Here is a 25154-nt window from a genome sequence, read left to right on the forward strand (position 1 = left end):
GCCGGCGGCCTGAACAACCTATCGAGTGCCGCGTTAGCGACTGACGACTCCGCGTATCGAGGGTTGCCAGTAGAGTAGCCCGACGGTGATGACAAAGACGACCGTCGAGAGGAGATACGACGACTGCGCGGTCGCGGCGGCGAGTGCGCTGCCGCCGCCGACGACGCCTGTCACGATGCCGGCGATGAGCGGGAACGAACAGGAGACACACGAGAAGATGCCGACCAAGCCACCGAAGATTGCACTCGACGCGTCGAGCGCGGTCTTGTAGACGAGATACGCCAGCGCGATGTAGCCGATGACCTTGTACGGGAGGAAGACGAGGTGAACCATCTCTCCGGTGTACAGAAGGGAGGGGCTCCACCCCGGGGGAAGCCCCACGAAATCGACCGTGAACCCGCCCACTGGCCCGTGATCGTGGGAGTGGACGGCGAAGATGCCCCCGAAGTACGAGAGCAGAAGGAAGTACCCACCGGCGATTGCCCCCGCGATTCGGCGTCTCCGCGCCAGCGACGGCGCAGGGGTGGTGTGGTAGATCGCCCAGCCGGCGACGTTTATCCAGACGAAGGGGACGACGAACAGCGTCCAGTCCCGGATGGCAACGTCGAAGACGAGGACGTAGGCAGCGACGATGAGGAACTCGGTGGTGAAGACGAGCGCCAGCCACGCGAGCGTCTCACCGTCCGGGCGTAGGCGCTTACCGACGTCGATCGTACTCATAGGACGAGGGCGTCGACGACGATTGTCACGAGCAGGAGGCCGAGGTATGCGTTCGAGGCGTGGAACGCGCGGAAGGCGGCCTGCTCGGTCTGCTCGCGGTGCAGGCGGACGACAGCCCAGAGGAACACCGCGCCGACTGCGGCGGTCACCGCCGCGACCAGCCACCCCAGGTCGGTCATCCCGACGAGCGCGCCCGTCGAGACGAGCGTCGCGCCGAGCCACAGCAGGATGTGTTTCCGCGTCGTCGTCTCGCCGCGGACGACGGGCATCATCGGGAACCCGCCGCGGGCGTAGTCGTCCTTGTACGCCAGCGCGAGGTTGTAGAAGTGGGCGGGCGTCCAGACGAAGATGAGGACTGCGAGCGCGATGGCGGGGACGCCGATATCGCTGGTGACGGCAGCCCAGCCGATGAGCGCCGGGAGCGCCCCTGCCGCTCCGCCGATGACCGTGTTCTGGACGGTGTTGGGTTTGAGCACGAGCGTGTAGATGACCGTATAAAAGAGGATGGCGACGAGGCCGAGCGCTGCCGTGAGCAGGTTGACCTGCCAGAAGACCCCCAGCGAGAGCGCAGCGAGCGCGACACCGAAGACGATGGCGTTGTGTTTCGGAATCTGGTGGGTCGCGACTGGCCGGTCGCTTGTCCGGTTCATCCGCTTGTCCTTCTCCCATTCGAGGACGTGGTTGAACGTCCCGCTCGCGCCGATAGCGAGAACGCCACCGCCGAGAGTCAACACGATCGTTCGGACGGCGAGGCCCGGACCGGCCGCCAGCGCCATCCCGGCGGCAGCGACCAGACAGAGCAGCCACATCAGGCGCGGTTTCATCAGCCGGAAGTACGCGAAGCCGCGGACTTTGAGCCGCTCGCCGAGCGGGCGCTCGGCAAGCGGGGTGACGGGCGACTCGTCAGCCGAGTCCTCGACTGGCTCCGCCGCGAGTTCGGGCTGTTCGATAGTGTCGTCGTCCGCGGTACCGGTCTCGGCTTCGAGTTGCCAGGCCAGTGCGACGACGAGCGTACTGAAGATCCCGACGCCGACGAACAGGTGCGTGCCGGGGAACGGCGCGGCGCCCGCGCTGGTTGCAAGCAGTGCGCCGACCGCAATCTGGACGGGATACAGCGCGAGTGCGAACATGATTGCCGCGCGGACGCGCCGGCTCACGTCGCTCCTGAGCGCTGCGATAGCGGCAGCGACGACGAGTACACCGACGATAGCGGCGAGAATGCGGTGGCCGACGGCAATGAGTGTGGTCGTCTCGAGCAGCGGACCGTGACAGAGCGGCCACGATGTACAGGCACTGGCGGCGTCTGCGACCGACGCGGTCGCACCGGCGACGACCAGCAGGTAGACGCCGATAGCCGCTGCAGAGAGGAGACCAGCCACACCCGGGCGTCTCCGGCTGGGGAACATACCATAGCCTTCGACGCGGCGCACTTATGTGGTGCGCTTTTCGCGTGCCAGACGAGCCCGCTGTCAGTCGTCAGCGCTCGCCGCCCGGACAAGTTCGGTTTCGACGGCTCGCTGGACCGCCGCCGCACTCCCGTCGGTCGCATCGACCACCGTGTCGTGCTCGGCCACTGCTGAGCGTACCGTCTCGCTCCCTGGTCCGCCGGTATCGACGACCACGTCGGCCCGGTCGACGGCTGCGCCGGCTCGCTGTCTGACTGCTTTCGGCGGTGTCTCGAACGGCGGCGCAGTCACACACTCCACGTCGAGTTGTCTGGCGGTGTCGGCTGCCACGTCGCCCTCCGTGACGACGCCGAGTGTCACCTCGAAGCCTGCTCGCCAGCACTCGCCGACGACCCTCGCAGCGACTTCGCCCCCGCCGACGACGTGGACGTGTCCCTCTGTCTCGCCCTGTTCGGCGATTGCCGCAACAGTCGAGGTACCGGTCACCGGATTTCGCGTGACTGCGGTCTGCGTGTCGAACGCCTCCTCCAGGGAGGGGTCTGCGAGCACGGAGTCGGGCGGACCGCTGGCACGAATACCGCCGTTTTGCAACAGGATGAGTCGGTCACAGTAGCGCGCGGCCAGGTCCAAATCGTGGATGGCAGCCACGGCAGCACGGTCCTCGTCGACCAGACTGCGCACGATATCGAGGACCTGAATCTGGTGGTTGATGTCGAGGCTCGCCGTCGGTTCGTCGAGGACAAGCGCTGGCGTCTCTTGAGCGAGCGCACGCGCGAGAAGGACCCGCTGGCGCTCGCCGCCGCTGAGTTCCTCGACAGTCCTGTCCCGGAGTTCGGTGGTCTCTGTCCGGACAAGCGCGCGCTCGACGGGGTCGCCGTGGTCGCTCCAGTCGAGCCGTGAGCGGTGGGGGGTTCGCCCCATCTCGACGATCTGCTCTGCGGTAAAGGAAAAGCCGATGTGAGTGTCCTGTGGCACCGTCGCGACGCGACGTCCGACCGCCCGCGAGGAGAGTTTCGAGCGCCTGTCGCCGTCCAGCGTGACACTGCCGCTATCTGGAGGCAGCACCCCGTTTATCGTCCGGAGAAGCGTCGTCTTGCCGGCTCCGTTCGGCCCGACGAGGCCGACGAACTCCCCCGAGTCGACCCGGCACGATACCTCGTCGAGGACGGTCAGGTCACCGAAGGCGACTGACACGTCGTCGAGACGAATCACAGTGCATGCACCTCCCGTCGGCGGAGCAGGTAGAGAAAGAAAGGCGCACCGAGCGCGGCGGTGACGATGCCGACCGGGAGCGTCGCCGGACCGGAGCGGGCGACGGTGTCAGTGGCCACGAGGAAGATTGCGCCGGCGAGTGCGCTCGTCGGCAACAGCACGCGGTGGTCGGGGCCGACGACCAGCCGCATCATGTGGGGGACGACGAGACCGACGAAGCCGATGACCCCTGCAACTGCGACGGCGGCGGCCGTGATGAGACTGGAGACGCCGAGCAATACGCGCTTGGTCCGCTCGACTTCGATACCGAGCGCACTGGCGTCCTCTTCGCCGAGCAGGAGGACGTTCAGATCACGCGCGTACGCGACGAGGACGAGGAACGCAAGTGCAGCCATCGGAACCGTCGCCTCGACCTGACTCCACGTGCTGTTGTGGAGATTCCCCATCAGCCAGTAGAGCGCCTGTTCGAGACTCTCGCCGGACTGCAGGAGGAGATAGGAGACGACCGCTCCGAGCAGCGACTGGACGGCCACGCCCGCAAGCAACAGCGTCGCGACGGGCGTGCGCCCGCCTTCGGTCGCGATGAGATAGACAGCGAAGGCCGTCAGGAGCGCGCCGACGAAGGCGGCGGTCTGGATACCGAACGGAACTGCCAGCGGGAGCGCAATCGTCGCAACAGCGCCGACTGCCGCACCGGAAGAGACGCCGATGATCGAGGGGTCGGCCATCGGATTCCTGAAAAAGCCCTGCATGACCGCGCCGGCCGCCGCGAGCGCGAACCCGACGACGGCCGCGAGCGCGATGCGGGGGAGGCGGAGCTGTCGGACGATTGTCTCTGCGATCGTGGGGACAGTAAAGGAGAACGGGTAGGTGTACGAGAGGTCCGGGACGGGGACGGCAAAGCGAACGCCGCCGACAGTTATCAGCCCCTCCGAGAGGCCGAGGCCGGTCGGAATCCCGACGGCGTTGAGACACGCTTTCGCGACCGCGAGGAGGCCGAGGTCGACGGGGCCGACCGTGGCACTGGCCAGCATTGTCAGACCGAGGAGCGCCACCAGCCCTGCCGACCAGAGGGTGACTCGCGTCCGTGCCGTCATCTTCTCCACAACTCGACTTGCGGTATAGAAATATCTGTTGCTCCATGACAATGCAGTTTGGATTAGGTAAATATTTATTTCATAGCGGGGGAGTGATGGGTATGCGTCAAACAGTCGTGACAGTCGCTCTCGCCGTAACAGTTCTCCTCGCGTCGTTTAGCGGGGTTGCAGTCGGACAGGCACCGCAGGTAACGTCACAGGCAGACGGGACAGTCGACTGTGAGTATCCGGTTGCTGCGACCGACGCGACAGGAACCGAGGTCACAGTCGACGACGAGCCAGAGCGCGTCGTCGTGCTCGGACCGAGCGCGGCGCAAGTGATGTGGGATATCGGCGCACAGGACAAGGTCGTCGGGATGCCGGTCAACCAGTACACCTCGTATCTGGACGGCTCTGACTCGAAGACCAACGTTGTCGACGACCAGGGACAGCCAATCCGCGAGCGGGTCGTCGGACTCGAACCCGATATCGTTCTCGCACCGAACATCATCCAGAACGACACCGTCGAGAATCTCCGGGCCGCCGATCTGACGGTCTACCGGTTCGAGGGCGCAACGTCATTCGATGACGTGGCCGCAAAGACCGAACTGACCGGGCAGATGGTCGGGGAGTTCGAGTCGGCGGCGCAGGTGTCCGCGGAGATGCAGGGGACTGTCGCTGCCATCGAGAACGCCGTCGAGGGTGAAGAGCGCCCGCGAGTGTACTACCCGCTCGGCGGTGGCTTCACTGCCGGGAGTAACACCTTCGTCAACGACATCGTCAACTCGGCCGGTGCAGACAACATCGCTACAGACTCCATCGACGGGTACAACACCATCAGCTCAGAGGTCGTCGCAGAGCAGGACCCGCAGTGGCTCATCATTCAGGAGGGATTCGCGGTGCCGTCCAACGAGGGGGTAAACGGAACAACTGCAGTCCGCGAGAACCAGATTGTCCGGGTCAACCCGAACTACATCAACCAGCCGGGACCGCGCACGACGCAGGTACTGCGGACGCTCGCGGAGACGTTCCATCCTGAAGCGTACGGTCAGATCGACTTCGACACCATCGAGACGCCCGAACCGACCACGTGCGGTGGGTCGAACGAAACCACCGAAACCGAGCCGGCCGGTGCAAACGGGCCCGGGTTCGGCGCGGGTGTCGCAGTGGCTGCAGTGCTCGCGCTCGGACTGGTCGCGCGTCGCCAATCCTGACGGACCCCGAGCGACAGTTCGGGCCAAAACGGGGGCAGTTCAGCGGACTGCCTTGCATGAAAGACAGTAGCTATTTATGCCGCAAATCCTAACCGTCGCTCACGCATGAATCAGCGACGTGCCGGGCTTGCCACGCTTCTCGGCGTCCTCTTCCTCGCGTTCGTCGTCGACCCTGCGGCGGCACAGTCGACGGCCGACACGACGACAGAGGAACTCATCTGGGGACTCAACAGTTGGCTGCTGTATCTCGCAATCCCCATTGCAGTGCTCGTCGAGGGCATCCTTATCTACACGGTCTGGAAGTATCGCAAGCAGGAGGAACCACTGCCGACGAAGGAGAACCGCCGCCTGGAAATCGTCTGGACGGTCGCGACGGCCATCATTCTGGTCGCAGTCGGTATCGGCGCGTACTCGGTGCTCGCCAACCCGTACGTGACCGCCAGTTCGAATCAGGCTCTCGAAGCCGACCAGGAACCCATCGAGATTCAGGTGACCGGACAGAAGTACGCCTGGACGTACACCTATCCCAACGAGACGGTCGACCAGTTCGTCAACGAGAGTGATCTCGGTGAGAACGCCACGGTATCCGAAGTGGAGTACACGCAAGCCAGCAGTGACGGGCAGGGGCTCGTCATACCGACCGACAGACCGGTGCGGTTCAACATCACCTCGACCGACTGGCTTCACGCGTTCCACGTCCCGGATCTCGGGCTGAAATCTGACGCCTTCCCCGGAACGTACAACACCCTCATCACGCAGGCGAACAACGAAGGCGAGTACCAGCTCTACTGTGCCGAGTACTGTGGCCAGGGCCACTCTGGCATGCTCGGGACCGTCGAAGTGACGAGCGAGGATGATTTCGAACAGTTCCTGACCGAGCAGACGAACGAGAGTTCGAACTGACGAAGTCGGAGGCTACTTGGTTTTTCCTGCGATTCTCCCACCATGGTCAGTAGTTACGAATCAGTAGAAATCGGCGAGACGGACGCGTTCGGTTCGTACGAGGTCACTAGCGATGAAATCGTCTCCTTTGCCGAGCAGTACGATCCACAGCAGTTCCACACCGACCCAGAGGTCGCCCGGGAGTCGATGTTCGGTGAACTCGTCGCGAGCGGCTGGCACACCGCAGCCATGACGATGCGAATGCTGGTGGACAACCACCTCGCCGAGTCCGGGGCGATGGGGTCGCCCGGCGTCGACGAACTCCGGTGGCGACAGCCGGTCAAACCGGGTGACGTGCTCTCCGTCGAAACCGAATACGTCGACAAGGAGCCGTGGGACGACGGCCGGGGCGTGGTCACGACCGAAATCACGACGCGCAATCAGGACGATGACCCGGTACTGACGATGACGGCGAAGGTGCTGTACCGACGGGAGCAGTAGTGCTTCGGGCCGCTGAACCGAACGTGTTCCTGATTGGACGGTGAGAACCTCTCACCCAGTGACAGAACTGCCGGATTACGGACGCCCGTCGGGGTGGATTGCGGACGCGTGTAGAAACTACTATTTGTGCGCACACCAACGGCCCGATATATGAGCCAGACGTACGACCGAGGCACCGTCGAAGACTTCGGACGGTGGCGAGAGTTTTCGGCCGGGATGTGGGCCTGGATCTTCCACAAGTTCACCGGCTGGGTGCTCGTCGGCTACCTCTTTACACACATCGCCGTGCTGAGTACCGCCACGGGTGGCGCTGAACTGTATACGGGCACGCTGCAGGGACTGGAGGAACTGCTCATCGTGCGGTTCCTCGAGGTCGGCCTGCTTGCCGTGGCCGTCTTCCACATCCTGAACGGCATTCGCCTGCTGTTCGTGGACCTGGGCGTCGGCCTGGAGATACAGGACAAGAGCTTCTACGCATCGATGGTTCTGACCGGCGCAATCACGGTCGCAAGTGTCCCGACCTTCCTCGGAGGGAAGCTCCTGTAACAATGGCTGAACACTACTCCTCATTCAAGCGCGGTGGGCGCCGCTGGCTCTTCCAGCGAATTACTGCCGTGTTCCTCATCGGCGTGCTCGCGTTTCACTTCTTCCTGTTGCACTTCGTGAACCACGCAGACCAGATTACGTTCCTGGGCACGCAGGCACGGATGAGTCAGGTCGGCTACTTCGCGACGATGTGGCTGTTCCTCGTGACCGCCACGTTCCACGGCGTCAACGGCGTCTACAACGCGCTGGTCAACATGGGTCTGGAAGGGAGCCAGAAGAAAGCTGTCGGCGGCGTGCTGGCACTGGCCGGACTCCTGCTGGTCGCACAGGGAACCCGCGTCGCAATCGCAATGACGAACATCATCTAAACAATGAGTACGCAACTGGACACTCAGGAAACCGAAGAAGAGGGCGAAATCGAGCAGTCGCCGGGCGAGAAACGCCGAGAGATCAAACGACAGCGGGCGGACGCACGCGCAAAGCGCGTCGAAGCCGAACTCGAGGAGGCAGAAGAGACTCGTCGGCTGAAGATCTTCCGCTACGACCCCGAAGTCGAGGGGAAACAGGAGCCGCGCTTCGACGACTTCATCGTCCCGTTCCACAAGGGGATGACCATCCTCGACGCGCTCATCTACGCGCGTGACCACTACGACTCGACGCTGACGTTCCGTCACTCCTGTCAGCAGGCCGTCTGTGGGTCGGACGCGTTATTCGTGAACGGCAGACAGCGACTGGGCTGTAAGACCCAGCTCGTCGACCTCGAGGACCCCATCCGCATCGAACCGCTTCCCCACCAGGAAGTCGTCAAAGACCTGGTCGTGGACATGCAGCACTTCTACGACCAGATGGACGCGGTCGAACCCTACTTCGACGCGGACGAACTCCCTGACGGCGAACTCGAAGAGCAGCGCCAGACGCCGGAGAACCGCGAGTATGTCAAGATGGCGACCCGCTGTATCTGGTGTGGTGCCTGTATGTCTTCGTGTAACATCGCCGCGGGCGACAACGAGTATCTCGGCCCGGCAGCCATCAACAAGGCCTACCGCTTCGCGATGGACGAGCGTGAAGGCGAAGACCGCAAACAGGAGCGCCTGCGTATCATCGAGCAGGAACACGGTGTCTGGCGGTGTCAGACCCAGTTCTCCTGTACCGAGGTCTGTCCGAAGGACATCCCGCTGACCGAACACATCCAGGAACTCAAGCGGGAAGCAGTCAAAAACAACCTGAAGTTCTGGTAGCGACCGAGACGTCCCTTTTCGGTAGCAGCTTTCGTTCGTGAGTCGCAACCGAGTCGCGTCCGCCCGCGCGTACGACGCAAGAATTTACTACACAGGGTCCTGAGAGCGACGTACGCCCGGCGGACGGCGCGGCCGTCAACCGGAACCATTAGAACGCTACAGTCAACCTTTCAACTATGTACGAACACGACGTTATCGTGGTCGGCGCTGGCGGCGCTGGCCTTCGAGCGGCGATTGCAGCGCACGAGGAAGGAGCCGATGTCGCGCTGGTGACGAAGCTCCACCCGGTGCGCAGTCACACAGGCGCGGCCGAGGGTGGTATCAACGCCGCGCTCCACGAAGAGGACTCCTGGGACCTCCACGCCTACGACACGATGAAAGGGGCCGACTACCTCAGTGACGCCCCCGCAGTCGACACGTTCGCGCAATCGGCCCCCGACGAGGTCATCCAGCTCGAACACTGGGGGATGCCCTTCTCACGTGAGGAGGACGGGAGAGTCTCCCAGCGACCGTTCGGTGGCCTCTCGTTCCCGCGGACGACCTACGCAGGTGCGGAGACCGGACACCACCTCCTGCACACGATGTATGAACAGGTCGTCAAGCGAGGCATCGAGGTGTACGACGAGTGGTACGTCACGAACCTCGCGGTTACCGACCACGACGACCCCGAGGAGCGCGAGTGTCACGGCTGTGTCGCCTACGACATCAAGTCCGGCGAAGTCGCCGGCTTCCACGCGCCCGACGGCGTCATTCTCGCGACTGGCGGTCCGGGACAGGTCTTCAGCCACACCACCAACGCCGTCGCCAACACCGGCGACGGTCCGGCGATGGCCTACCGCGCCGGCGTCCCAATCGAGGACATGGAGTTCGTCCAGTTCCACCCGACGACGCTGCCCTCGACGGGCGTCCTGATTTCCGAGGGTGTCCGAGGCGAAGGTGGCATCCTCTACAACGACAACGAGGAGCGCCTGATGTTCGAGTACGGCTACGCGAACAACGACGGCGAACTCGCCTCGCGTGACGTGGTCTCCCGAGCGGAACTGACGGAGGTCAACGAGGGTCGCGGTATCGAGGACGAGTACGTCCACCTCGACATGCGCCACCTCGGTGAGGAACGCATCCTCGACCGCCTCGAAAACATTCTGCACCTCGCGGAGGACTTCGAAGGCGTCGACGGCCTCGACGAGCCGATGCCGGTCAAACCCGGCCAGCACTACGAGATGGGCGGCATCGAGGTCGACGAGAACGGCGAGACCTGTATCGACGGGCTCTACGCGGCTGGCGAGTGTGCCTGTGTCTCCATGCACGGCGCGAACCGCCTCGGTGGGAACGCCCTGCCGGAACTGCTCGTGTTCGGTGCGCGCGCCGGTCATCACGCCGCCGGCAAGGATCTGGGCGAAGCGAAGATACCGACCGGTCCCTCGGCTCAGTCCGAAGACGGCGAAGTCGACACGCCGGTGACGCCCGGTGCTCTCGGTGGCAGCGACGAGGATGCCGTCGCGGACGGTGGTGCGATGGCCGACCCCGAGGCAGTCATCGAGGACACGATGGCTCGGGAAAAGGAACGCATCGAGACGCTGCTGGAGCGCGACGGCATCAACCACGCGGACGTTCGGGAGGACATCCAGGAGTCGATGACCCAGAACGTGAACGTGTTCCGCGAGGAGAGCAACCTCAAGGACGCGCTGGAGGACATCCACGAGGCCCGCGAGCGGTATCAGCACGTCGCCGTCTCGGACCCCTCCAAGACGTTCAACACGGACCTCATCCACACCATCGAGACGCGCAACATCATCGACCTCGCGGAAGCCATCACGCTCGGCGCGCTGGCCCGCGAGGAGTTCCGCGGTGCACACTGGCGCAAACAGCACCAGGAACGCAAGGACGACGAGTGGCTCAAGCACACGATGCTCCAGTGGAACGACGGCACGCCGAACCTCTACTACAAGCCCGTCATCCTCGAAGGCTTCGAGCAGACCTACGAGCCCAAGGAGCGCAGTTACTGATTACCTCGCTCCCTTCTGATCGAATTTTTCGAAGTATCCGTTCGAACGACTGCTCTCACAGACTCGCGTCCGTCTGTTTCAAGATCGTCCCACCGCGCGCTCGTGTGTAGTCACTTACCCGTCGGATACGTCGACACCGACTCTCTTCTGGCCGTTGCAGATTCCTGAGATAACGGTTAGAAAACAGTGCCTAGCCTCGGTAAGGACGAACAAATCCATTGAACGGATCGCGACGCCTGGCAAAATCGGGTCAAGCAGCCCGGAGCGACTGGTCGGCGACACGGGACCGTTGAGCGACTGAACAATCGTTTCGTACCTAGCAAGTAAGCTATAATCAAAACTGGGTGCTCGGACCGAAATAGAAGAGAACTACTTCGGTTTTGAATTAATTCTATAACAATATGGTATAGAGACAAACTGAACCTCAGAGAATGAGATTGTTATCGGCAACAAAACCTCTCTGGGGCATCGAAGCGCACGTGACCCGCGGCGTCGGGCGTGGGCACGCGCACACGAACAACGCAACTCGGCAACAGGGGTGCACCTCGCCGGCGGAGCGAGAACTGGGGGTGTTCTCATGACGGGTTCCCGATCGACGCTCCTGGGACTGACGCTCGCGATGGTGATGGTGCTTGGGATGGCGATGACTGGAACGACCGCCGCGACCGACGCTGACGGGATTGGTAACGAACCGATCACAGTCTCCCAGGGCGGGGACTGTTACGCGCCCGGGACCATCGGTGACGGGACGGAGAACGTCTCGAGTTTCTACAACTACAGCGTCGAGAACGACTACAGCTCGGAAGGGACGACCCATCTTCAGGAGAACCAGGTGAGTAACATCTTCCTCTACAACGGGTCGGAGGGAGAGAGTCTCGTCTTCGTTCACGACGAGTACGCCGACGATGCACCGTACGGGAGCACTACTACGTTCGTCATCACTGGCCTTCCCGAGGCTGGCGAATGGGCGGTTGAGGACGACGATTACGAGGGCCGAGATGATAATTTCGACCATTTCGGCACGCGAAGCGAAATCGACTGGAAGTGGGCGGATGACCGAACTGACGGTGGCGCCTTCCGCGGGCTGGGCACTGAAGAGGACGTTTCCATCGAGATTGACCCTGCATTCAACGAAGACGCTGAAGCGTGGGGCGATTGGGCCTATTCAGGCGACGCGGATAACAAGACCGAGGAGTGGCGTCTCCTCGACGGTAACGGGGACACGGTTACCCAACTCGACATGGACCAGAACGTGACTGTCAACGTCGGTCCGTGCGACCAGACGGCACCGACCGCGTCGCTGTCGGTGAACAACACGAACCCGACCGTTGGCGAGTCCGTCGCGTTCGACGCGAGCAACTCGACTGACAACGAAGGTATTGTCGAGTACCGCTGGGACTTCGACGGCGACGGGAAGACTGACGATACCACCACGTCCAGCACGACCACTTACGCGTACGCGAGCGATGGTGAGTACGACGCTACCGTCACAGCGGTGGACGATGCCGGAAATACGGGTACTGCGTCCGTGACCGTCAACGTCACCAAAGACGTCGACACCGAAGAGCCGGTGGCCAAACTCGACGCACCGAGCGAGGCACTCGTCGATGAGACGGTGACGCTCGACGCGAGCAACTCGACGGATAACGAGGAAATCACCGAATATCGGTGGGACTTCGACGGTGACGGGACCATCGACGACACCACCACGTCCAACACGACGGACTACGCGTATACGAACGCTGGTGAGTACAACGCCACCGTCACTGTGGCCGACGCAGCCGGTAATACTGACAATGCCACTGCGACGGTCAACGTCACGGAAGACACCGAACCGCCGATGGCCAAACTCGACGCACCGAGTGAGGCAACTGTCGGTCAGTCGGTCACGCTCGACGCGGGCGATTCGACCGATAACCAGGGTATCGTGACGTACGAGTGGGACTTCAACGGTGACGGAACTGTGGACGAAACCACCAGTTCCAACACGACCACTCACACGTACACGAGCGCTGATGAGTACAACGCAACCGTCACCGTAGCCGACGCCGCCGGCAATACTGACAACGCCACGGCGACGGTCAACGTCACGGAAGACACCGAACCGCCGATGGCCAAACTCGACGCACCGAGCGAAGCGGACGTCGACGAATCGATCACGCTCGACGCGAGCGGCTCGACGGACAACGTTGGCATCGTCGAGTACCGCTGGGACGTCGACGGTGACGGAACTGTCGAGAAGACTACCAAGGACAACACGACGGACTACGCCTATCCGAACGCTGGTGAGTACAATGCCACTGTCACTGTGGCCGACGACGCCGGTAATACGAACAATGCCACTGCGACAGTCAACGTCACGGAAGACACCGAACCACCGATGGCCAAACTCGACGCACCGAGTGAGGCAACTGTCGGTCAGTCGGTCACGCTCGACGCGAGCAATTCGACTGACAACGAAGGCATCCTCGAGTACCGCTGGGACTTCGACGGTGACGGCGAAATCGACAAAAATTCGACCGCTAGCTCGGTGGAGCACGCCTACGATAGTACCGGCGAGTACAACGCGACCGTCACTGTGGCCGACGCCGCCGGGAACACGGACACGGCGTCCATGACGGTCAACGTCACCAAAGATGTCGACACCGAATCGCCGGTGGCCAAACTCGACGCACCAGGTGGCGCCAAAGTCGACGAATCCATCACCTTCGATGCGAGCGGTTCGTCCGACAATGAGGGTATCGTGAAGTACAAGTGGGACTTCGACGGTGACGGCGATGTCGAGAAGAAGACGAACTCCAGTTCGGTCAGCCACGCCTACGGGAGTGCCGCTGACTACGACGCTACCGTCACGGTTGTCGACGCTGCTGGCAACACGGACACGGCGTCCAAGACTGTCAGCGTCACCAAAGAGTCCGATACTGATACCGAACGTCCGTCTGCAGCGCTCGATGCACCGAGCAAAGCGACTGTCGGTGAGTCAGTCACGTTCGACGCGAGCAACTCGACTGATAATGAGGAGATAGTGAAGTACAAATGGGACTTCGACGGCGACGGTGATATCGACAAGAAGACCGACTCCAGTTCGGTCACGCACGTCTACGATAGCACCGGTGAGTACGATGCAAGCGTCACCGTGGTCGATGCTGCCGCCAACAGAGACACGGCGACCGCCACAGTTCACGTCGAAGAAGCTCCCGACACCGAAGAGCCGATGGCCAAACTCGACGCACCGAACGAGACAACCGTCAACGAGTCGATTACGTTCGATGCGAGCGGCTCGACTGACAACGAGGAAATCGTGAAGTACAAATATGATTTCGATGGTGACGGAGACCTCGACAAGAAGACCGATTCCAGCTCGGTCACGCACGCCTACGATAGTACCGGGACGTACGAAGCGACCGTCATCGTGGTCGATGCGGCCGCCAATAGAGACCGGGCGAGTGTCACCATCCACGTCGAGGAAGCTCCTGACACCGAACCGCCGACCGCAGTACTCGACGCACCTGACAAGGCGGTCGTTGGCGAGTCGGTCACATTCGACGCGAGCGAATCCACTGACAACGTTGGAATAACGGATTACAAGTGGGACTTCGACGGCGATGGGGAGAGAGACAACGTGACGTCGTCACCGACGGCGACCTACACCTACGACAGTGCCGGCGAGTACTCGGTGCGGCTTGCCACCTGGGATGCGGCTCTGAATTCGAACTTTGACACCCAGACTATCCACGTCGAGCCAGCGGACGACGGCGGCTCTCAGAACCCGTCCGAGCCGGGTGACGACCCCGACGACGGGAACTCCGAGGACCCATCCGACCCGAGCGACGGACCGAAGGATGACCCGGACGACGGCGACTCTGATGATTCGTCGGATTCGAACGACTCATCGGACCGCGAACTGTCGCCACCGCCGCACGACCTTGACGAAGAAGAACCGGCGAACGAGACGAACGAATCCGAGGCCGGCACGCCGGAACTCTCGGTGCAGTCGGTCCGGGTCAGCAGCGAGAATGTCACGCTCGGGAACGCAGTCAACGTCACGGCATCTGTCGCCAACACCGGTGACGTCAACGGAACGCATAACTTCTCAATGAATGCTGTCGCCGGCAACGAGAGCGAGACCAACCGTACCACGTCGGTGACCGTTCCAGCCGGCGAAATGCGTAACGTCACTATGTCGCACACGTTCAACGAGTCAGGTGTCCACGAACTACGCGTCGGAAACGACACTTTCGAGATAACCGTCAACGAGGCCGCCGAGACGAACGACACGAACGGAACTGACGACCAGACGCCGAACGACGACCAGACGCCGAACGACGACCAGACGCCAAACGACGACCAGACGCCAAACGACGACCAGACGCCGCCGGAGAACTCGGACGACAGCCAGACCGAGACGCCAACTGAGGACAACGACGATTCGACGCCCGGCGCGAGCGGACCCGGATTCGGCCTGGTCGGTGGCGCGATTGCCGCGCTGCTGGGCATCCTGCTCATCTCCCGTCGCGCATAGACGGCTCTTCGACTCCGGCCGCAACGCTTTTTTTATTTCTCAACTGTCGGAAATAGAGCCATACTGATTCGACGCTTACCGTCCGGTCAGCGACTGTACTGCTGCTACTTGATTGCTTCAGTAGAAGTTTGCGTGGGTGCAGTCCCTTGTAGGGAAGGCACCTGCATCTTCGCCCTCACGTTTGCTCGGGCGTGCGATGCGTGGGACCGGATTTGAACCGGCGGACCCCTACGGGACAGCGCCCTCAACGCTGCGCCGTTGGCCTGGCTTGGCTACCCACGCACGCTGCGTCTGTCTGCACTCAGACGTACCGGACGTTTGGGTAAAAGCGCTTTCGTTTCGCGGTCCACGATTGGGTGGGTACACGTCACTACGCGGACACCAACTGGGCTGATTCCATCGGCGAAAAACGGACATTTAAATACAGAGAATCTGCTACGCCACCTATGGCCAAGTACTCGACCGGTAGCGGTGGGGGCGGTGCCGGCGAGAGCTGCGAGCTCTGCGGGACCTCCGGCGTCGAACTCCACTCCGCCAACGTCGCCGGCGCGCAACTGGAAGTTTGCTCGGACTGTGCCGAACACGACGACAACGCCAAGACAACCTCGTCTTCGGGCGACCGGGACGAGCGCGAACGCCGCAAGCGCGCCGCTCAAAACACCGCTCAGATGCACGACGCAGGCACTGGAGACGCCTCCCACTGGGAGAAAGGCGCCGACTACGACGACGACCAGCTCCCCTACCTCGTCGACGACTACGGACAGCAACTCACCAAAGCCCGACAGGATGCGGGTCTCCAGCTCGGCGAACTCGCCGACGAACTGGACCTGGACGAATCTGATCTGCTCGCCGTCGAACAGGGACGTGCCACGCAGGCGAACGTTGGCGGCTCCGTCATCGTCGCGCTCGAAGAGTTCCTCGACGTGGAACTCTCCGAATCGCGGTAAGGTGGTGCGTGCAGCTCCTGCTCTCGGACGAACAGTCCAGGCAGTGACTGCCACACCACTTTTGCTCGTCCCCCGGTAACGGGGCACATGGAACTCACGGCGGAGCAGGCTGCCATCCGCGACACCGTCCGGGAGGTCGCAACCGAGGAGATACGTCCGACCGCTGCGGAGGCAGACCGGACGGAGACGTTTCCGGAAGACGTCTGGGAGACGCTGGCCGATCTGGATTTAACAGCGCTGACGGTTCCCGAGGAGTACGATGGTTTCGACGCCGACCGGCTAACCTATGCCATCGTCAACGAGGCGGTTGCCTACGGGTCGCTCGCGGTGGCGACGGCGCTGTCCGTACACGCGCTGGCTACCTCCTGTATCGCCGAGTTCGGGAGCGAGGACCTTCGCGAGCAGTGGCTCCCGGACATGGCTACCGGCCAGCCAGTCGGTGCGTTTGCGCTCTCCGAGCCCGATGCGGGATCGAATCCGGCGGAGATGTCGACTATCGCCCGTCTGGAAGGTGATGAGTACGTCCTTGACGGGGAAAAACAGTGGATAACGAACGGGCAGCGTAGCGGCGTCCTCGTCGTCTTCGCCAGGACTGACCCCGACGACGAGGGGTCGGTCACGCAGTTTCTCGTCCCGAAAGACGCAGATGGGCTGTCCGTCGGCACGCCCGAGGAGAAACTCGGGCTGCGCGCGAGCGACACGACCTCGCTGTCCTTCGACGGCGTGCGTATTCCGGCGGAGAACCGACTGACTGAGGAGGGACGCGGACTGGCCGCTGCCCTCTCGATTCTGACCGGCGGACGGGTCGGTATCGCCGCGCAGTCGGTGGGGCTAGCACAGGCGGCTCTCGACGAGGCCGTCGATTACGCGGGTGAACGCGAGCAGTTCGACCAGCCAATCGCGGACATCCAGACGATTCGGCACAAACTCGCGGAGATGCAGACCACCGTTCGGGCGGGTCGGCTGCTCACGCACGACGCCGCGCGGCGGATGGAGCGCGGCGAGGACGCCCGCATGGCCGCGAGCATGGCCAAGTACTTCGCGAGCGAAGGGGCGATGGACGTGACCAACGAAGCCGTTCAGATCCACGGTGGCGCGGGCTACGTCGAGAGCGATATCGAGCGCTTTTACCGCGACGCGAAGGTCACGACTATCTACGAGGGAACGACACAGATTCAGAAGACGACTATCGCGCGCGAGTTACTGGACGGGTAGCGAGGTGCCGACACACCTTTGCAGGGCCGAGGCGTACTGGGGTTTGTGACAGTCGAGTACGACGCGCTGGTGTACGACCTCGACGGGACGCTCGTCGAGTTAGATGTCGACTGGGACGAGGTGACTGCCGAGTCGGCCGCGGTGTTGTCGGCCCGTGGTGTCGACACTGACGGGATGAATCTCTGGGACGTGCTCGAAACTGCCGAGACGAGAGGACTCCGTCGGAAAGTTGAGGACATCATCGAGACACACGAACGCGAGGGCGCGCGGACCGCAGCACGTCTGCCGCTTGCCGACGAACTCCCTGTTGACGTACCCGTCGCAGTCTGCTCGCTCAATTCCGAGGCAGCCTGCCGTATCGCGCTGGAAATGCACGGGCTGGACGGGCACGTCCGGGCACTCGTCGGCCGCGATACCGTCGAGACAGAGAAACCGGACCCAGAGCCGCTGCTCGCCGCGATTCGAGGACTGAGGACTCAGCCGAGTCAGACGCTCTTTATCGGAGACACGCAGCGGGACAGGCGGACCGCACAGCAGGCCGGCGTCCCGTTCCAGCATGCCGAGGACCGCATCGACTTACTTCGCTAGGTCTGGTGGCGGCGTGCGTACAGAAAGACGGCAAAGGCGACGAGAAACCAGACGACTGCTCCCACACGAACGGCAAAGAGCGCACGCTCCGTCCAGGTCGCGAGTGTCGTCGTCAGCGAGAGCGCGGCGACGACTGGCGCGCCTACGACGATGGTGACGACGAACGTTACCTGCATCACCCACCCGTAGTCGACGCCGTCCGGGTTGGTGTGTTCGACGTTTGGTGACACGCCCAACTGTTCTGTCTGGGGCGTAAAGCCCCTGCCGATTCCTCCCGTTCACTCTGAACGCTTATTAGGGAGCCACCTAGGTTCTAGCTATGGAGAGCCGGCTGCAAGGCTACGCTGCGACTGGTGGCGCCGTAACCGAGGTCGGTGTGCGTCCGGTCGGCGTGGGCGGTTGCGAGGGCGCCGCGAAATGAGCGTCGCTGCCACCGGCGTGGTGTTCTGGGTGCTCGTTGCGCTCGCAACGGTGACGAGTATACTGACAGCGTGGACACTCGGTGCGAACAGCAACTCCCCGCCGTTTGCCCCCGCTATCGGTGCCAACGCCATCTCGACGATGAAAGCCGCCTTTCTTATCGGTATCCTCGCCGCACTCGGGGCGCTGACACAGGGCGGCAGCATCTCTGAAACGGTCGGTTCGGGACTCATCGCCAACGCGCAGATTACGTCGCTGGGCGCGACAGCGGGGCTGCTCACTGCGACCGCGTTCATGGCATTTGGCGTTTACTCGGGCTACCCAGTACCGGCCGCCTTCGCCACGACGGGTGCGATGGTCGGTGTTGGCCTCTCGCTTGGCGGGGACCCAGTCTTTGGCACCTACCAGCGCATCGGACTGTTCTGGGTGCTCGTGCCGCCGGTCTCTGGCGGTCTGGCGTACCTGACCGCGACAATCCTCCGCCGTGACGACATCCCGGAAACCGTTGGCGTCCCGCTTCTTGCGGCTGTCGTCGGGGGTATCGTCGCCAACGTCCAGATGAGCATCATCCCCTCTCCTGCGGGTCAGTCACAGGGGACACTCGCCGGCCTGCCGCAGTTGATTGTCGCGTCGCCGACGCTGGCCCTGGCCGGAGCCGCTCTCGTCACTGTCGGCGTCGCGGCGGTGAGTTTCCAGTTCATTCGTCGGCGGACACAGGAGTCGGTCGACCGCGGTATCAAGACGTTTCTCGTCATTCTCGGTAGCGTCGTGGCCTTCTCCAGCGGGGGCAGTCAGGTTGGACTCGCAACCGGACCGCTGGAGAATCTCTATTCGGCTGAGCTCGGCGTGCCGGGTATCGTCTTGCTCGGCCTCGGTGCCACCGGCATCCTCGGCGGTGCGTGGATGGGCGCACCGCGCCTCCTGCAGGCCACCTCCCGCGAGTACGCACAGCTCGGCGTTCGACGCTCCATTGCCGCGCTGGTCCCCGGTTTCATCATCGCGCAGGTGGCCATCTCACTCGGGATTCCCATCTCGTTTAATAATATCATCATCAGCGGCGTCATCGGCGGTGGACTAGCCGGTGGCTCGGCGGGCGTCTCTCGCCGGAAAATCGGTGTTACGCTGGCGTTCTGGTTCATTACACTCGTCACCTCGATAGCACTCGGATTCGGGCTTTACCGAGCCTTCGCGATAGTCCTGGGCGTATAGCAGTCACCGGACGACGGTGACGGTCATCGGCGCACTGCCGACCACGTCGGTCGAGACGGTCCCGAGGAGCCGCCGCGTCAGGCTGTGGCGGCCACCGCCGTGGCCACCCATGACGATGTGGTCGACACCGTGGTCAGTGGCGTAGTCGACGATAGTGTCGGCCGGGTCACCCGTCTCGACTGCGATGTCGATGTCCCGTCCACTCTCCGCAGACCGCTTTTTCGTGCGACTGATGATGTTTTCGGCGCGCTCGCGCGCAGTCGCCTCTCGCTCGTCTCCTACTTCGAGGACACCGCCCTCGCTCATCGGACTGTCCATCGGCGTCACGACGTTCAGAACGGTCAGCTGACAGTCGAACGTCTCGAGTGCGTGGACGAGTGCATCATCAGCCAGCGGTGAGCCATCCAGCGGGACGAGTACGTGCGAGGGGGCCATACGACCACTGTGTAGCCAAACACCAAGTAGACTGTCCACTCTCCGGTTCCGTTTGCCGGTTGTAGTGTCGGCCGAGACTGTCTGACCGTGACAGTTAATTACAGGCCACCCGTTGGTATTCCCGAATGCTCTCGGAGCCACGAGCGCGAATCAGAAGGGCACTCGGACGCGCCAAGGAGATGCTCTGGGAGGCGTTCTCCGAGGACCACTCCACAGAGGAAGTGGCCCAGAGTTTCAGCCTCGGCGTCTTCATCACGATGCTTCCGACACTCGGAACCGGGTTTATCGCGTTCGTCGGGCTCGCCGCGTTCGTTGACCGCCTGAACAAACTCGCGCTGGTCGCCTCTGCCGTCGTGTTCAATCCGGTCGTCAAGTGGGGCGTGTACGCGCTCTCGGTCAGTCTCGGTTTCCTCTTGCTCGGGCCGGTCGAGGGCGTCACGATGTCGGAAGTGTCGCTCACCGCGGCACCCGAAGTGGCCCTCCGGCTGGTCGTCGGCAACGTCATCCTCGCAATCATCGCTGCCGTCCCGAGCTACTTTATTGCTCACCGGGTCGTCGAGCGCTACCGGCGCAACGAGAAGACACTCTGGGAGGGACTCCGTGCTCGGTTCGGCCTGAAGGCTGACTGACCGACCCGAACCCATTTTATTCGGCGCGTGCCACCACGTTGGTATGACCACCGTTCGGGACCTGCAGTCGATGGCGGGCGAAGAGGCGATCTCGATGCTGACGGCGTACGACGCGATGACAGCCACTATCGCCGAAGATGCCGGTATCGACGTCCTCCTCGTCGGGGACAGCATGGGCAACGCCATCCTCGGCTACGACGACACGCTCCCTGTCACCGTCGAGGAAGTCGCCTCGCGGACCGGAGCCGTGGCTCGCGGTGCCGAGGACGCACTCGTCGTCGCGGACATGCCCTTTCTCTCCTTTGGCACCGACCGCGCCGAGTCGGTCGCGAATGCAGGGCGGATGCTCAAAGAAGAGGGCGCGAACGCGGTGAAAATCGAGAGCGGCCCGCACACTGTCGACCTCACCGAACACCTCGCGGACCTCGGCATTCCGGTGATGGCCCACGTCGGCCTGACACCCCAGAGCGTGAACCAGACCGGCTACACCCAGCAGGGCGGCGATGTCGAACAGGCGGAAGAGATCGTCGAGATGGCCCGCGCTCACGAGGAGGCGGGCGCGTTCGCGTGCGTGCTCGAACACATCCCGTCGAATCTCGCGGCTCACATCACCGACGAACTGACGATTCCGACCATCGGTATCGGTGCCGGCGACAATTGCGACGGACAGGTGCTTGTTGTCACCGATGCCGTGGGACTGAGCGACTACTCGCCGCCCTTCGCCGAGGCGTTCGGAAACGTCCGCGAAGAGATGTCCTCGGCTATCGAAGAGTACGTCGACGCCGTCGAAAGTGGAGCGTTCCCGGCAGAGGAACACAGTCACGTCGCCGAGGAACTCGACGATCTCTACTAGAAGCGGCGGTCGGACTCTCCGGGACCCCGTTCGTCGGTGAGTCGTGAGTATCGCGGCAGACCGGTCAGGGGGCGTGGGTGTCGAAAAAGTCAGCTAGAGCGGCGTTGAACGCCGCCGGCTGGTCGACCATTGCGAGATGTGCGGCGTCGTCGAGGACGGTCAGGTCTCCGCGTGGCAGTTCGCTGGCGAGCACTTCGTGGTAGCTGGGGGGTGTGAGTGTGTCGTGCTCTCCGACGAGCGCGAGGACTGGAACCTGCACGTCGCGCAACTGCTCGCGAACGTCGAAGGTGTGACAGGACAGAAAATCCCGTTCGGTAACCGCCCGCCCGACGGCGTACATCGTCTCGACAGACCGCTCGCGCGTCTGCTCGTCGGCGTCGTGAAAGAGTCGGTCTGTGCCGTGGAGCCACTCGACGGCCCGCTCGAAGTCCTCGGCCAACCACGTCCGAAGCGACTCGGCGACCGGAAGCGCCGCACCTGTTCCCGCGAGGACCGCCGCTGCCGGTTCGTGATCACCGTCGAGCAGTATCCGCTGGATGACTGCCCCGCCCAGAGAGTTGCCCACGAGTACGTCTGCCTCGACAGCGCGTGCGACCGCACTCACGTCCTCAGCGTACGCGAGGAGCGTCTCTGGCCCCGCGGTAGTGTCGATGTCGTCTGACTCGCCATGACCGCTCAAATCCAGCGCCGCCGCGGGATGGCTCGGTCCGTCCGGACCGTACTGGTGCGCCCACACCCGATGACTGCCGCCGCTTCCGTGGACGTACAGCACTGTCGGATCGCTTCCGCCTCGCTGAACAATCCGGTAGGCCGTGTCTCGTCCGTCGTGACTGACCGTCTCCATACCATCGTTACCGTGTCGCTCTCACTTCGTGCCAGCGATTGCTCGCTGGCGGCTACCTGTCGAACTAACTGCCCGCGCTCTGGTGTGAACCGCAAACAATCTATTTGCCGTAATCCCCGGAAGGGTATCTGTATATTAGGGTAAGATTTATATACTTATCGCGGTTACTTGTAGTTAGTATGAAACCGATGCAGCAGCTCGAAGCGCAGGATATCGACGTGAGTCGATTCGAGTACGACGACAGTGTAGTGCTCGCTGCGGACTTCGGCTACGTTGGCTCCTCGTCCGTCGAAGTCGTCGACGATACGGTCATCGTCGTCGCGGACGACGAGCAGTACGACATCGAACTGGAAGGGGACGCACGAGCGTTTATGAAAAACGGCGTCCTCACTATCGAGGTGAGTGCATGAGACTCACTGTCAAGCCCCTGAAACAGAAAGACGCGGGTCGCGGACTCGCGGCTGTCGACCGACAGGCGATGGCCGAGATGGACCTCGAGAACGGCGATTACATCGTCATCGAGGGTGACGACGGGCGTGCGGTCGCGCGCGTCTGGCCCGGCTATCCCGAAGACGACGGCCGTGCTGTCGTCCGAATCGACGGTCAGCTCCGCCAGGAGACAGGCGCAGGAATCGACGACTCCGTCGACGTCGAAGCCGCAGATGTCCAGCCGGCGAAATCGGTCACGGTCGCGCTTCCGCAGAACCTTCGGGTTCGTGGGAACGTTGCCCCGATGATTCGCCAGAACCTCAGCGGACAGGCGATTACACAGGGACAGACCGTCCCCGTTTCTTTCGGTCTCGGACCGCTCTCCTCGATGTCCGGCCAGAAGATTCCACTGAAGATTGCCGACACCCGGCCCGGCGGCACCGTCGTCGTCACCGACTCGACTGACGTACAGGTGTCCGAACAGCCCGCCGAGCAGATTGCCGGCGGTCCCGAGGGGAGTCAGGACCACGAGACGCCCGACGTGACCTACGAGGACATCGGCGGTCTCGACGACGAACTCGAGCAGGTCCGTGAGATGATCGAGCTGCCGATGCGCCACCCAGAGCTGTTCCAGCAGTTGGGCATCGAACCGCCGAAGGGCGTCCTCCTGCACGGTCCGCCGGGGACCGGGAAGACGCTGATGGCCCGCGCCGTCGCTAACGAGATTGACGCGTACTTCACGGACATCTCTGGACCGGAGATCATGTCCAAGTACTACGGCGAGAGCGAGGAGCAACTTCGGGAAGTGTTCGAGGAGGCAGAGGAGAACTCCCCGGCCGTCGTCTTCATCGACGAAATCGACTCCATCGCACCCGAACGTGGCGAGACCAGCGGTGACGTGGAACGCCGTGTCGTCGCCCAGCTCCTCTCGCTGATGGACGGCCTCTCCGAGCGCGGCGAGGTCATCGTCATCGGTGCGACCAACCGCGTCGACGCTATCGACCCCGCACTCCGTCGAGGCGGCCGCTTCGACCGCGAAATCGAGGTCGGTGTCCCAGACAAGGAGGGCCGCAAGGAAATCCTACAGGTCCACACCCGCGGGATGCCCCTCTCGGAGAAGGTCGACATCGATAAGTACGCCGAGAACACCCACGGTTTCGTCGGTGCCGACATCGCGCAGTTGGCCAAAGAGAGCGCGATGAACGCGCTTCGGCGCATCCGACCAGAACTGGACCTCGAATCCGACGAAATCGACGCCGAGACGCTCGAACGGTTGGAAGTCACCGAACAGGACTTCAAGCAGGCGCTGAAGGGCATCGAACCCTCCGCCCTGCGTGAGGTATTCGTCGAAGTGCCCGACGTGACCTGGGAGAACGTCGGTGGACTCGAAGACACCAAAGAACGGCTGCGCGAGACTATCCAGTGGCCGCTGGAGTACCCCGAAGTGTTCGAGCAGATGGACATGCAGGCCGCAAAGGGCGTGCTGATGTACGGTCCACCGGGGACCGGGAAGACGCTGCTGGCGAAAGCGATCGCCAACGAGTCGAAGAGCAACTTCATCTCCATCAAGGGACCTGAACTGCTCAACAAGTTCGTCGGCGAATCGGAGAAAGGCGTCCGCGAGATATTCGAGAAGGCACGGTCGAACGCACCGACTGTCGTCTTCTTCGACGAAATCGACTCCATCGCCGGGGAGCGGGGACAACACACCGGCGACTCCGGCGTCGGTGAACGCGTCGTCTCCCAGTTGCTGACCGAACTCGACGGGCTCGAGGAACTGGAGGACGTGGTAGTCATCGCCACGACGAACCGCCCGGACCTCATCGACAGCGCACTCCTGCGCCCCGGTCGTCTGGACCGGCACGTCCACGTGCCCGTTCCCGACGAGGAAGCCCGCCGGAAGATCTTCGCGGTCCACACCGAAGACAAACCGCTGGCCGACGACGTGGATCTCGACGACCTGGCGCGCCGGACTGACGGCTACGTCGGTGCCGACATCGAAGCGGTCTGCCGCGAGGCCTCGATGGCCGCATCGCGGGAGTTCATCAACAGCGTGGATCCCGACGATATCGACGGCAGTATCGGCAACGTCCGCGTGACTGCCGACCACTTCGAGGAAGCGCTGGACGAAGTCCGCGCCAGTGTCGACGAGGAAACCAAAGAGCGCTACGAGGAAATCGAGCAACGCTTCGGCAAGGCCGAGGCCGAACTCGAGACCGAAGAGAAGGTCGGCCGGACCTTCCAGTAGGCTCCCGGTCGCGG

General features: G+C 62.9%; 23 protein-coding genes and 1 tRNA gene. 16 read left to right on the top strand and 8 right to left on the bottom strand.

Features of this window, described 5'->3' with window-relative positions; genetic code table 11:
• Positions 1-33 precede the first annotated feature (33 nt).
• The 4 genes from WDJ60_RS11550 to btuC form a co-directional block, all read right to left on the bottom strand.
• On the bottom strand, positions 34-720 hold the full coding sequence (locus WDJ60_RS11550) for a DUF7546 family protein (RefSeq protein ID WP_340100595.1): 687 nt from the start codon (positions 718-720) through the stop codon (positions 34-36).
• Positions 717-2126 carry a heme o synthase gene (locus WDJ60_RS11555; protein ID WP_340100596.1) on the bottom strand — a complete coding sequence of 470 codons (1410 nt, stop codon included), beginning with the start codon at positions 2124-2126 and terminating at the stop codon, positions 717-719. The genes WDJ60_RS11550 and WDJ60_RS11555 overlap by 4 nt, the downstream gene beginning before the upstream one ends.
• A gap of 63 nt (positions 2127-2189) precedes the next feature.
• Positions 2190-3338: an ATP-binding cassette domain-containing protein gene (locus WDJ60_RS11560; protein ID WP_340100597.1), complete on the bottom strand. Its 1149-nt coding sequence runs from the start codon at positions 3336-3338 to the stop codon at positions 2190-2192.
• On the bottom strand, positions 3335-4435 hold the full coding sequence (gene btuC / locus WDJ60_RS11565; protein ID WP_340100598.1) for a vitamin B12 ABC transporter permease BtuC: 1101 nt from the start codon (positions 4433-4435) through the stop codon (positions 3335-3337). Before btuC ends, WDJ60_RS11560 begins: the two co-directional genes overlap by 4 nt.
• A gap of 101 nt (positions 4436-4536) precedes the next feature.
• Here btuC and WDJ60_RS11570 point away from each other — a divergent pair, with 101 nt between their 5' ends.
• The 8 genes from WDJ60_RS11570 (at position 4537) to WDJ60_RS11605 (ending at position 15323) form a co-directional block, all read left to right on the top strand.
• On the top strand, positions 4537-5628 hold the full coding sequence (locus WDJ60_RS11570) for a PGF-CTERM-anchored ABC transporter substrate-binding protein (protein ID WP_340100600.1): 1092 nt from the start codon (positions 4537-4539) through the stop codon (positions 5626-5628).
• Positions 5629-5733: 105 nt separating this feature from the next.
• A complete protein-coding gene (gene coxB, locus WDJ60_RS11575) occupies positions 5734-6531 on the top strand; it encodes a cytochrome c oxidase subunit II (RefSeq protein ID WP_340100601.1) in 798 nt (265 codons plus the stop codon).
• Positions 6532-6573: 42 nt separating this feature from the next.
• Positions 6574-7011 (top strand): MaoC family dehydratase, encoded by a 438-nt coding sequence (locus tag WDJ60_RS11580; protein ID WP_340100602.1) that lies wholly within the window; start codon positions 6574-6576, stop codon positions 7009-7011.
• Positions 7012-7161: 150 nt separating this feature from the next.
• Complete coding sequence (sdhC, locus tag WDJ60_RS11585; RefSeq protein ID WP_340100604.1) at positions 7162-7557, top strand: succinate dehydrogenase, cytochrome b556 subunit; 396 nt, start codon at positions 7162-7164, stop codon at positions 7555-7557.
• A 2-nt stretch (positions 7558-7559) separates the two neighbouring features.
• Entirely contained in the window at positions 7560-7925 is a 366-nt protein-coding gene (locus WDJ60_RS11590; protein ID WP_340100606.1) for a succinate dehydrogenase hydrophobic membrane anchor subunit, read from the top strand.
• Between the two features lie 3 nt (positions 7926-7928).
• Complete coding sequence (locus tag WDJ60_RS11595) at positions 7929-8795, top strand: succinate dehydrogenase/fumarate reductase iron-sulfur subunit (protein ID WP_340100608.1); 867 nt, start codon at positions 7929-7931, stop codon at positions 8793-8795.
• A gap of 176 nt (positions 8796-8971) precedes the next feature.
• Positions 8972-10801 carry an FAD-binding protein gene (locus WDJ60_RS11600; protein ID WP_340100609.1) on the top strand — a complete coding sequence of 610 codons (1830 nt, stop codon included), beginning with the start codon at positions 8972-8974 and terminating at the stop codon, positions 10799-10801.
• Positions 10802-11378: 577 nt separating this feature from the next.
• Entirely contained in the window at positions 11379-15323 is a 3945-nt protein-coding gene (locus tag WDJ60_RS11605) for a PKD domain-containing protein (RefSeq protein WP_340100610.1), read from the top strand.
• A 197-nt stretch (positions 15324-15520) separates the two neighbouring features.
• Here the strand turns inward: WDJ60_RS11605 and WDJ60_RS11610 are convergent.
• A tRNA-Leu gene (locus tag WDJ60_RS11610) sits at positions 15521-15605 on the bottom strand.
• A 164-nt stretch (positions 15606-15769) separates the two neighbouring features.
• Here WDJ60_RS11610 and WDJ60_RS11615 point away from each other — a divergent pair.
• The 3 genes from WDJ60_RS11615 to WDJ60_RS11625 all read left to right on the top strand — a co-directional run bounded on the left by WDJ60_RS11615 (position 15770) and on the right by WDJ60_RS11625 (position 18073).
• Positions 15770-16270 (top strand): helix-turn-helix domain-containing protein, encoded by a 501-nt coding sequence (locus tag WDJ60_RS11615; protein ID WP_340100612.1) that lies wholly within the window; start codon positions 15770-15772, stop codon positions 16268-16270.
• 87 nt (positions 16271-16357) lie between these two features.
• Entirely contained in the window at positions 16358-17485 is a 1128-nt protein-coding gene (locus tag WDJ60_RS11620; RefSeq protein WP_340100614.1) for an acyl-CoA dehydrogenase family protein, read from the top strand.
• A 45-nt stretch (positions 17486-17530) separates the two neighbouring features.
• Positions 17531-18073 (top strand): HAD family hydrolase, encoded by a 543-nt coding sequence (locus WDJ60_RS11625; RefSeq protein ID WP_340100615.1) that lies wholly within the window; start codon positions 17531-17533, stop codon positions 18071-18073.
• Here WDJ60_RS11625 and WDJ60_RS11630 read toward each other — a convergent pair.
• On the bottom strand, positions 18070-18249 hold the full coding sequence (locus tag WDJ60_RS11630; protein ID WP_417750455.1) for a DUF5822 domain-containing protein: 180 nt from the start codon (positions 18247-18249) through the stop codon (positions 18070-18072). The two genes, WDJ60_RS11625 and WDJ60_RS11630, sit on opposite strands and share 4 nt — an antisense overlap.
• Positions 18250-18490: 241 nt before the next feature.
• Between WDJ60_RS11630 and WDJ60_RS11635 the strand changes: the two genes are divergently transcribed.
• Complete coding sequence (locus WDJ60_RS11635) at positions 18491-19702, top strand: inorganic phosphate transporter (protein WP_340100617.1); 1212 nt, start codon at positions 18491-18493, stop codon at positions 19700-19702.
• Between the two features lie 3 nt (positions 19703-19705).
• Here WDJ60_RS11635 and WDJ60_RS11640 read toward each other — a convergent pair whose 3' ends face one another.
• Positions 19706-20137 carry a universal stress protein gene (locus tag WDJ60_RS11640; protein ID WP_340100619.1) on the bottom strand — a complete coding sequence of 144 codons (432 nt, stop codon included), beginning with the start codon at positions 20135-20137 and terminating at the stop codon, positions 19706-19708.
• Positions 20138-20262: 125 nt separating this feature from the next.
• On the opposite strand from WDJ60_RS11640, the gene WDJ60_RS11645 reads away from it, so the two are divergent.
• Together WDJ60_RS11645 and panB are read left to right on the top strand one after the other, a co-directional pair.
• The gene (locus WDJ60_RS11645) at positions 20263-20766 is read left to right on the top strand and encodes a DUF2062 domain-containing protein (RefSeq protein WP_340100621.1); all 504 of its coding nucleotides are present in this window, start codon (positions 20263-20265) and stop codon (positions 20764-20766) included.
• A gap of 43 nt (positions 20767-20809) precedes the next feature.
• Positions 20810-21619, top strand: a complete 810-nt coding sequence (gene panB / locus WDJ60_RS11650) for a 3-methyl-2-oxobutanoate hydroxymethyltransferase (protein ID WP_340100623.1) — start codon at positions 20810-20812, stop codon at positions 21617-21619.
• A gap of 64 nt (positions 21620-21683) precedes the next feature.
• On the opposite strand, the gene WDJ60_RS11655 is transcribed toward panB, so the two are convergent.
• On the bottom strand, positions 21684-22463 hold the full coding sequence (locus WDJ60_RS11655) for an alpha/beta fold hydrolase (protein ID WP_340100624.1): 780 nt from the start codon (positions 22461-22463) through the stop codon (positions 21684-21686).
• Positions 22464-22642: 179 nt separating this feature from the next.
• On the opposite strand from WDJ60_RS11655, the gene WDJ60_RS11660 reads away from it, so the two are divergent.
• Both WDJ60_RS11660 and WDJ60_RS11665 read left to right on the top strand, forming a co-directional pair.
• Positions 22643-22873, top strand: coding sequence for a DUF7127 family protein (locus WDJ60_RS11660; protein ID WP_340100626.1), 231 nt, complete (start codon positions 22643-22645; stop codon positions 22871-22873).
• A complete protein-coding gene (locus WDJ60_RS11665; RefSeq protein ID WP_340100627.1) occupies positions 22870-25140 on the top strand; it encodes a CDC48 family AAA ATPase in 2271 nt (756 codons plus the stop codon). Before WDJ60_RS11660 ends, WDJ60_RS11665 begins: the two co-directional genes overlap by 4 nt.
• The last annotated feature ends 14 nt before the right edge of the window (positions 25141-25154 follow it).

Source organism: Salinibaculum salinum (genome assembly GCF_037645885.1).
In the GTDB taxonomy this organism is placed as follows: Archaea; Halobacteriota; Halobacteria; order Halobacteriales; family Haloarculaceae; genus Salinibaculum; species Salinibaculum salinum.

Coding starts and splice junctions, on each gene's coding strand:
- btuC (WP_340100598.1), bottom strand. CDS start 4,435: ATGACGGCACGGACGCGAGTCACCCTCTGGTCGGCAGGGCTGGTGGCG.
- WDJ60_RS11620 (WP_340100614.1), top strand. CDS start 16,358: ATGGAACTCACGGCGGAGCAGGCTGCCATCCGCGACACCGTCCGGGAG.
- coxB (WP_340100601.1), top strand. CDS start 5,734: ATGAATCAGCGACGTGCCGGGCTTGCCACGCTTCTCGGCGTCCTCTTC.
- WDJ60_RS11605 (WP_340100610.1), top strand. CDS start 11,379: ATGACGGGTTCCCGATCGACGCTCCTGGGACTGACGCTCGCGATGGTG.
- sdhC (WP_340100604.1), top strand. CDS start 7,162: ATGAGCCAGACGTACGACCGAGGCACCGTCGAAGACTTCGGACGGTGG.
- WDJ60_RS11550 (WP_340100595.1), bottom strand. CDS start 720: ATGAGTACGATCGACGTCGGTAAGCGCCTACGCCCGGACGGTGAGACG.
- WDJ60_RS11580 (WP_340100602.1), top strand. CDS start 6,574: ATGGTCAGTAGTTACGAATCAGTAGAAATCGGCGAGACGGACGCGTTC.
- WDJ60_RS11635 (WP_340100617.1), top strand. CDS start 18,491: ATGAGCGTCGCTGCCACCGGCGTGGTGTTCTGGGTGCTCGTTGCGCTC.
- WDJ60_RS11655 (WP_340100624.1), bottom strand. CDS start 22,463: ATGGAGACGGTCAGTCACGACGGACGAGACACGGCCTACCGGATTGTT.
- WDJ60_RS11660 (WP_340100626.1), top strand. CDS start 22,643: ATGAAACCGATGCAGCAGCTCGAAGCGCAGGATATCGACGTGAGTCGA.
- panB (WP_340100623.1), top strand. CDS start 20,810: ATGACCACCGTTCGGGACCTGCAGTCGATGGCGGGCGAAGAGGCGATC.
- WDJ60_RS11590 (WP_340100606.1), top strand. CDS start 7,560: ATGGCTGAACACTACTCCTCATTCAAGCGCGGTGGGCGCCGCTGGCTC.
- WDJ60_RS11630 (WP_417750455.1), bottom strand. CDS start 18,249: ATGCAGGTAACGTTCGTCGTCACCATCGTCGTAGGCGCGCCAGTCGTC.
- WDJ60_RS11555 (WP_340100596.1), bottom strand. CDS start 2,126: ATGTTCCCCAGCCGGAGACGCCCGGGTGTGGCTGGTCTCCTCTCTGCA.
- WDJ60_RS11645 (WP_340100621.1), top strand. CDS start 20,263: ATGCTCTCGGAGCCACGAGCGCGAATCAGAAGGGCACTCGGACGCGCC.
- WDJ60_RS11640 (WP_340100619.1), bottom strand. CDS start 20,137: ATGGCCCCCTCGCACGTACTCGTCCCGCTGGATGGCTCACCGCTGGCT.
- WDJ60_RS11615 (WP_340100612.1), top strand. CDS start 15,770: ATGGCCAAGTACTCGACCGGTAGCGGTGGGGGCGGTGCCGGCGAGAGC.
- WDJ60_RS11600 (WP_340100609.1), top strand. CDS start 8,972: ATGTACGAACACGACGTTATCGTGGTCGGCGCTGGCGGCGCTGGCCTT.
- WDJ60_RS11570 (WP_340100600.1), top strand. CDS start 4,537: ATGCGTCAAACAGTCGTGACAGTCGCTCTCGCCGTAACAGTTCTCCTC.
- WDJ60_RS11665 (WP_340100627.1), top strand. CDS start 22,870: ATGAGACTCACTGTCAAGCCCCTGAAACAGAAAGACGCGGGTCGCGGA.
- WDJ60_RS11595 (WP_340100608.1), top strand. CDS start 7,929: ATGAGTACGCAACTGGACACTCAGGAAACCGAAGAAGAGGGCGAAATC.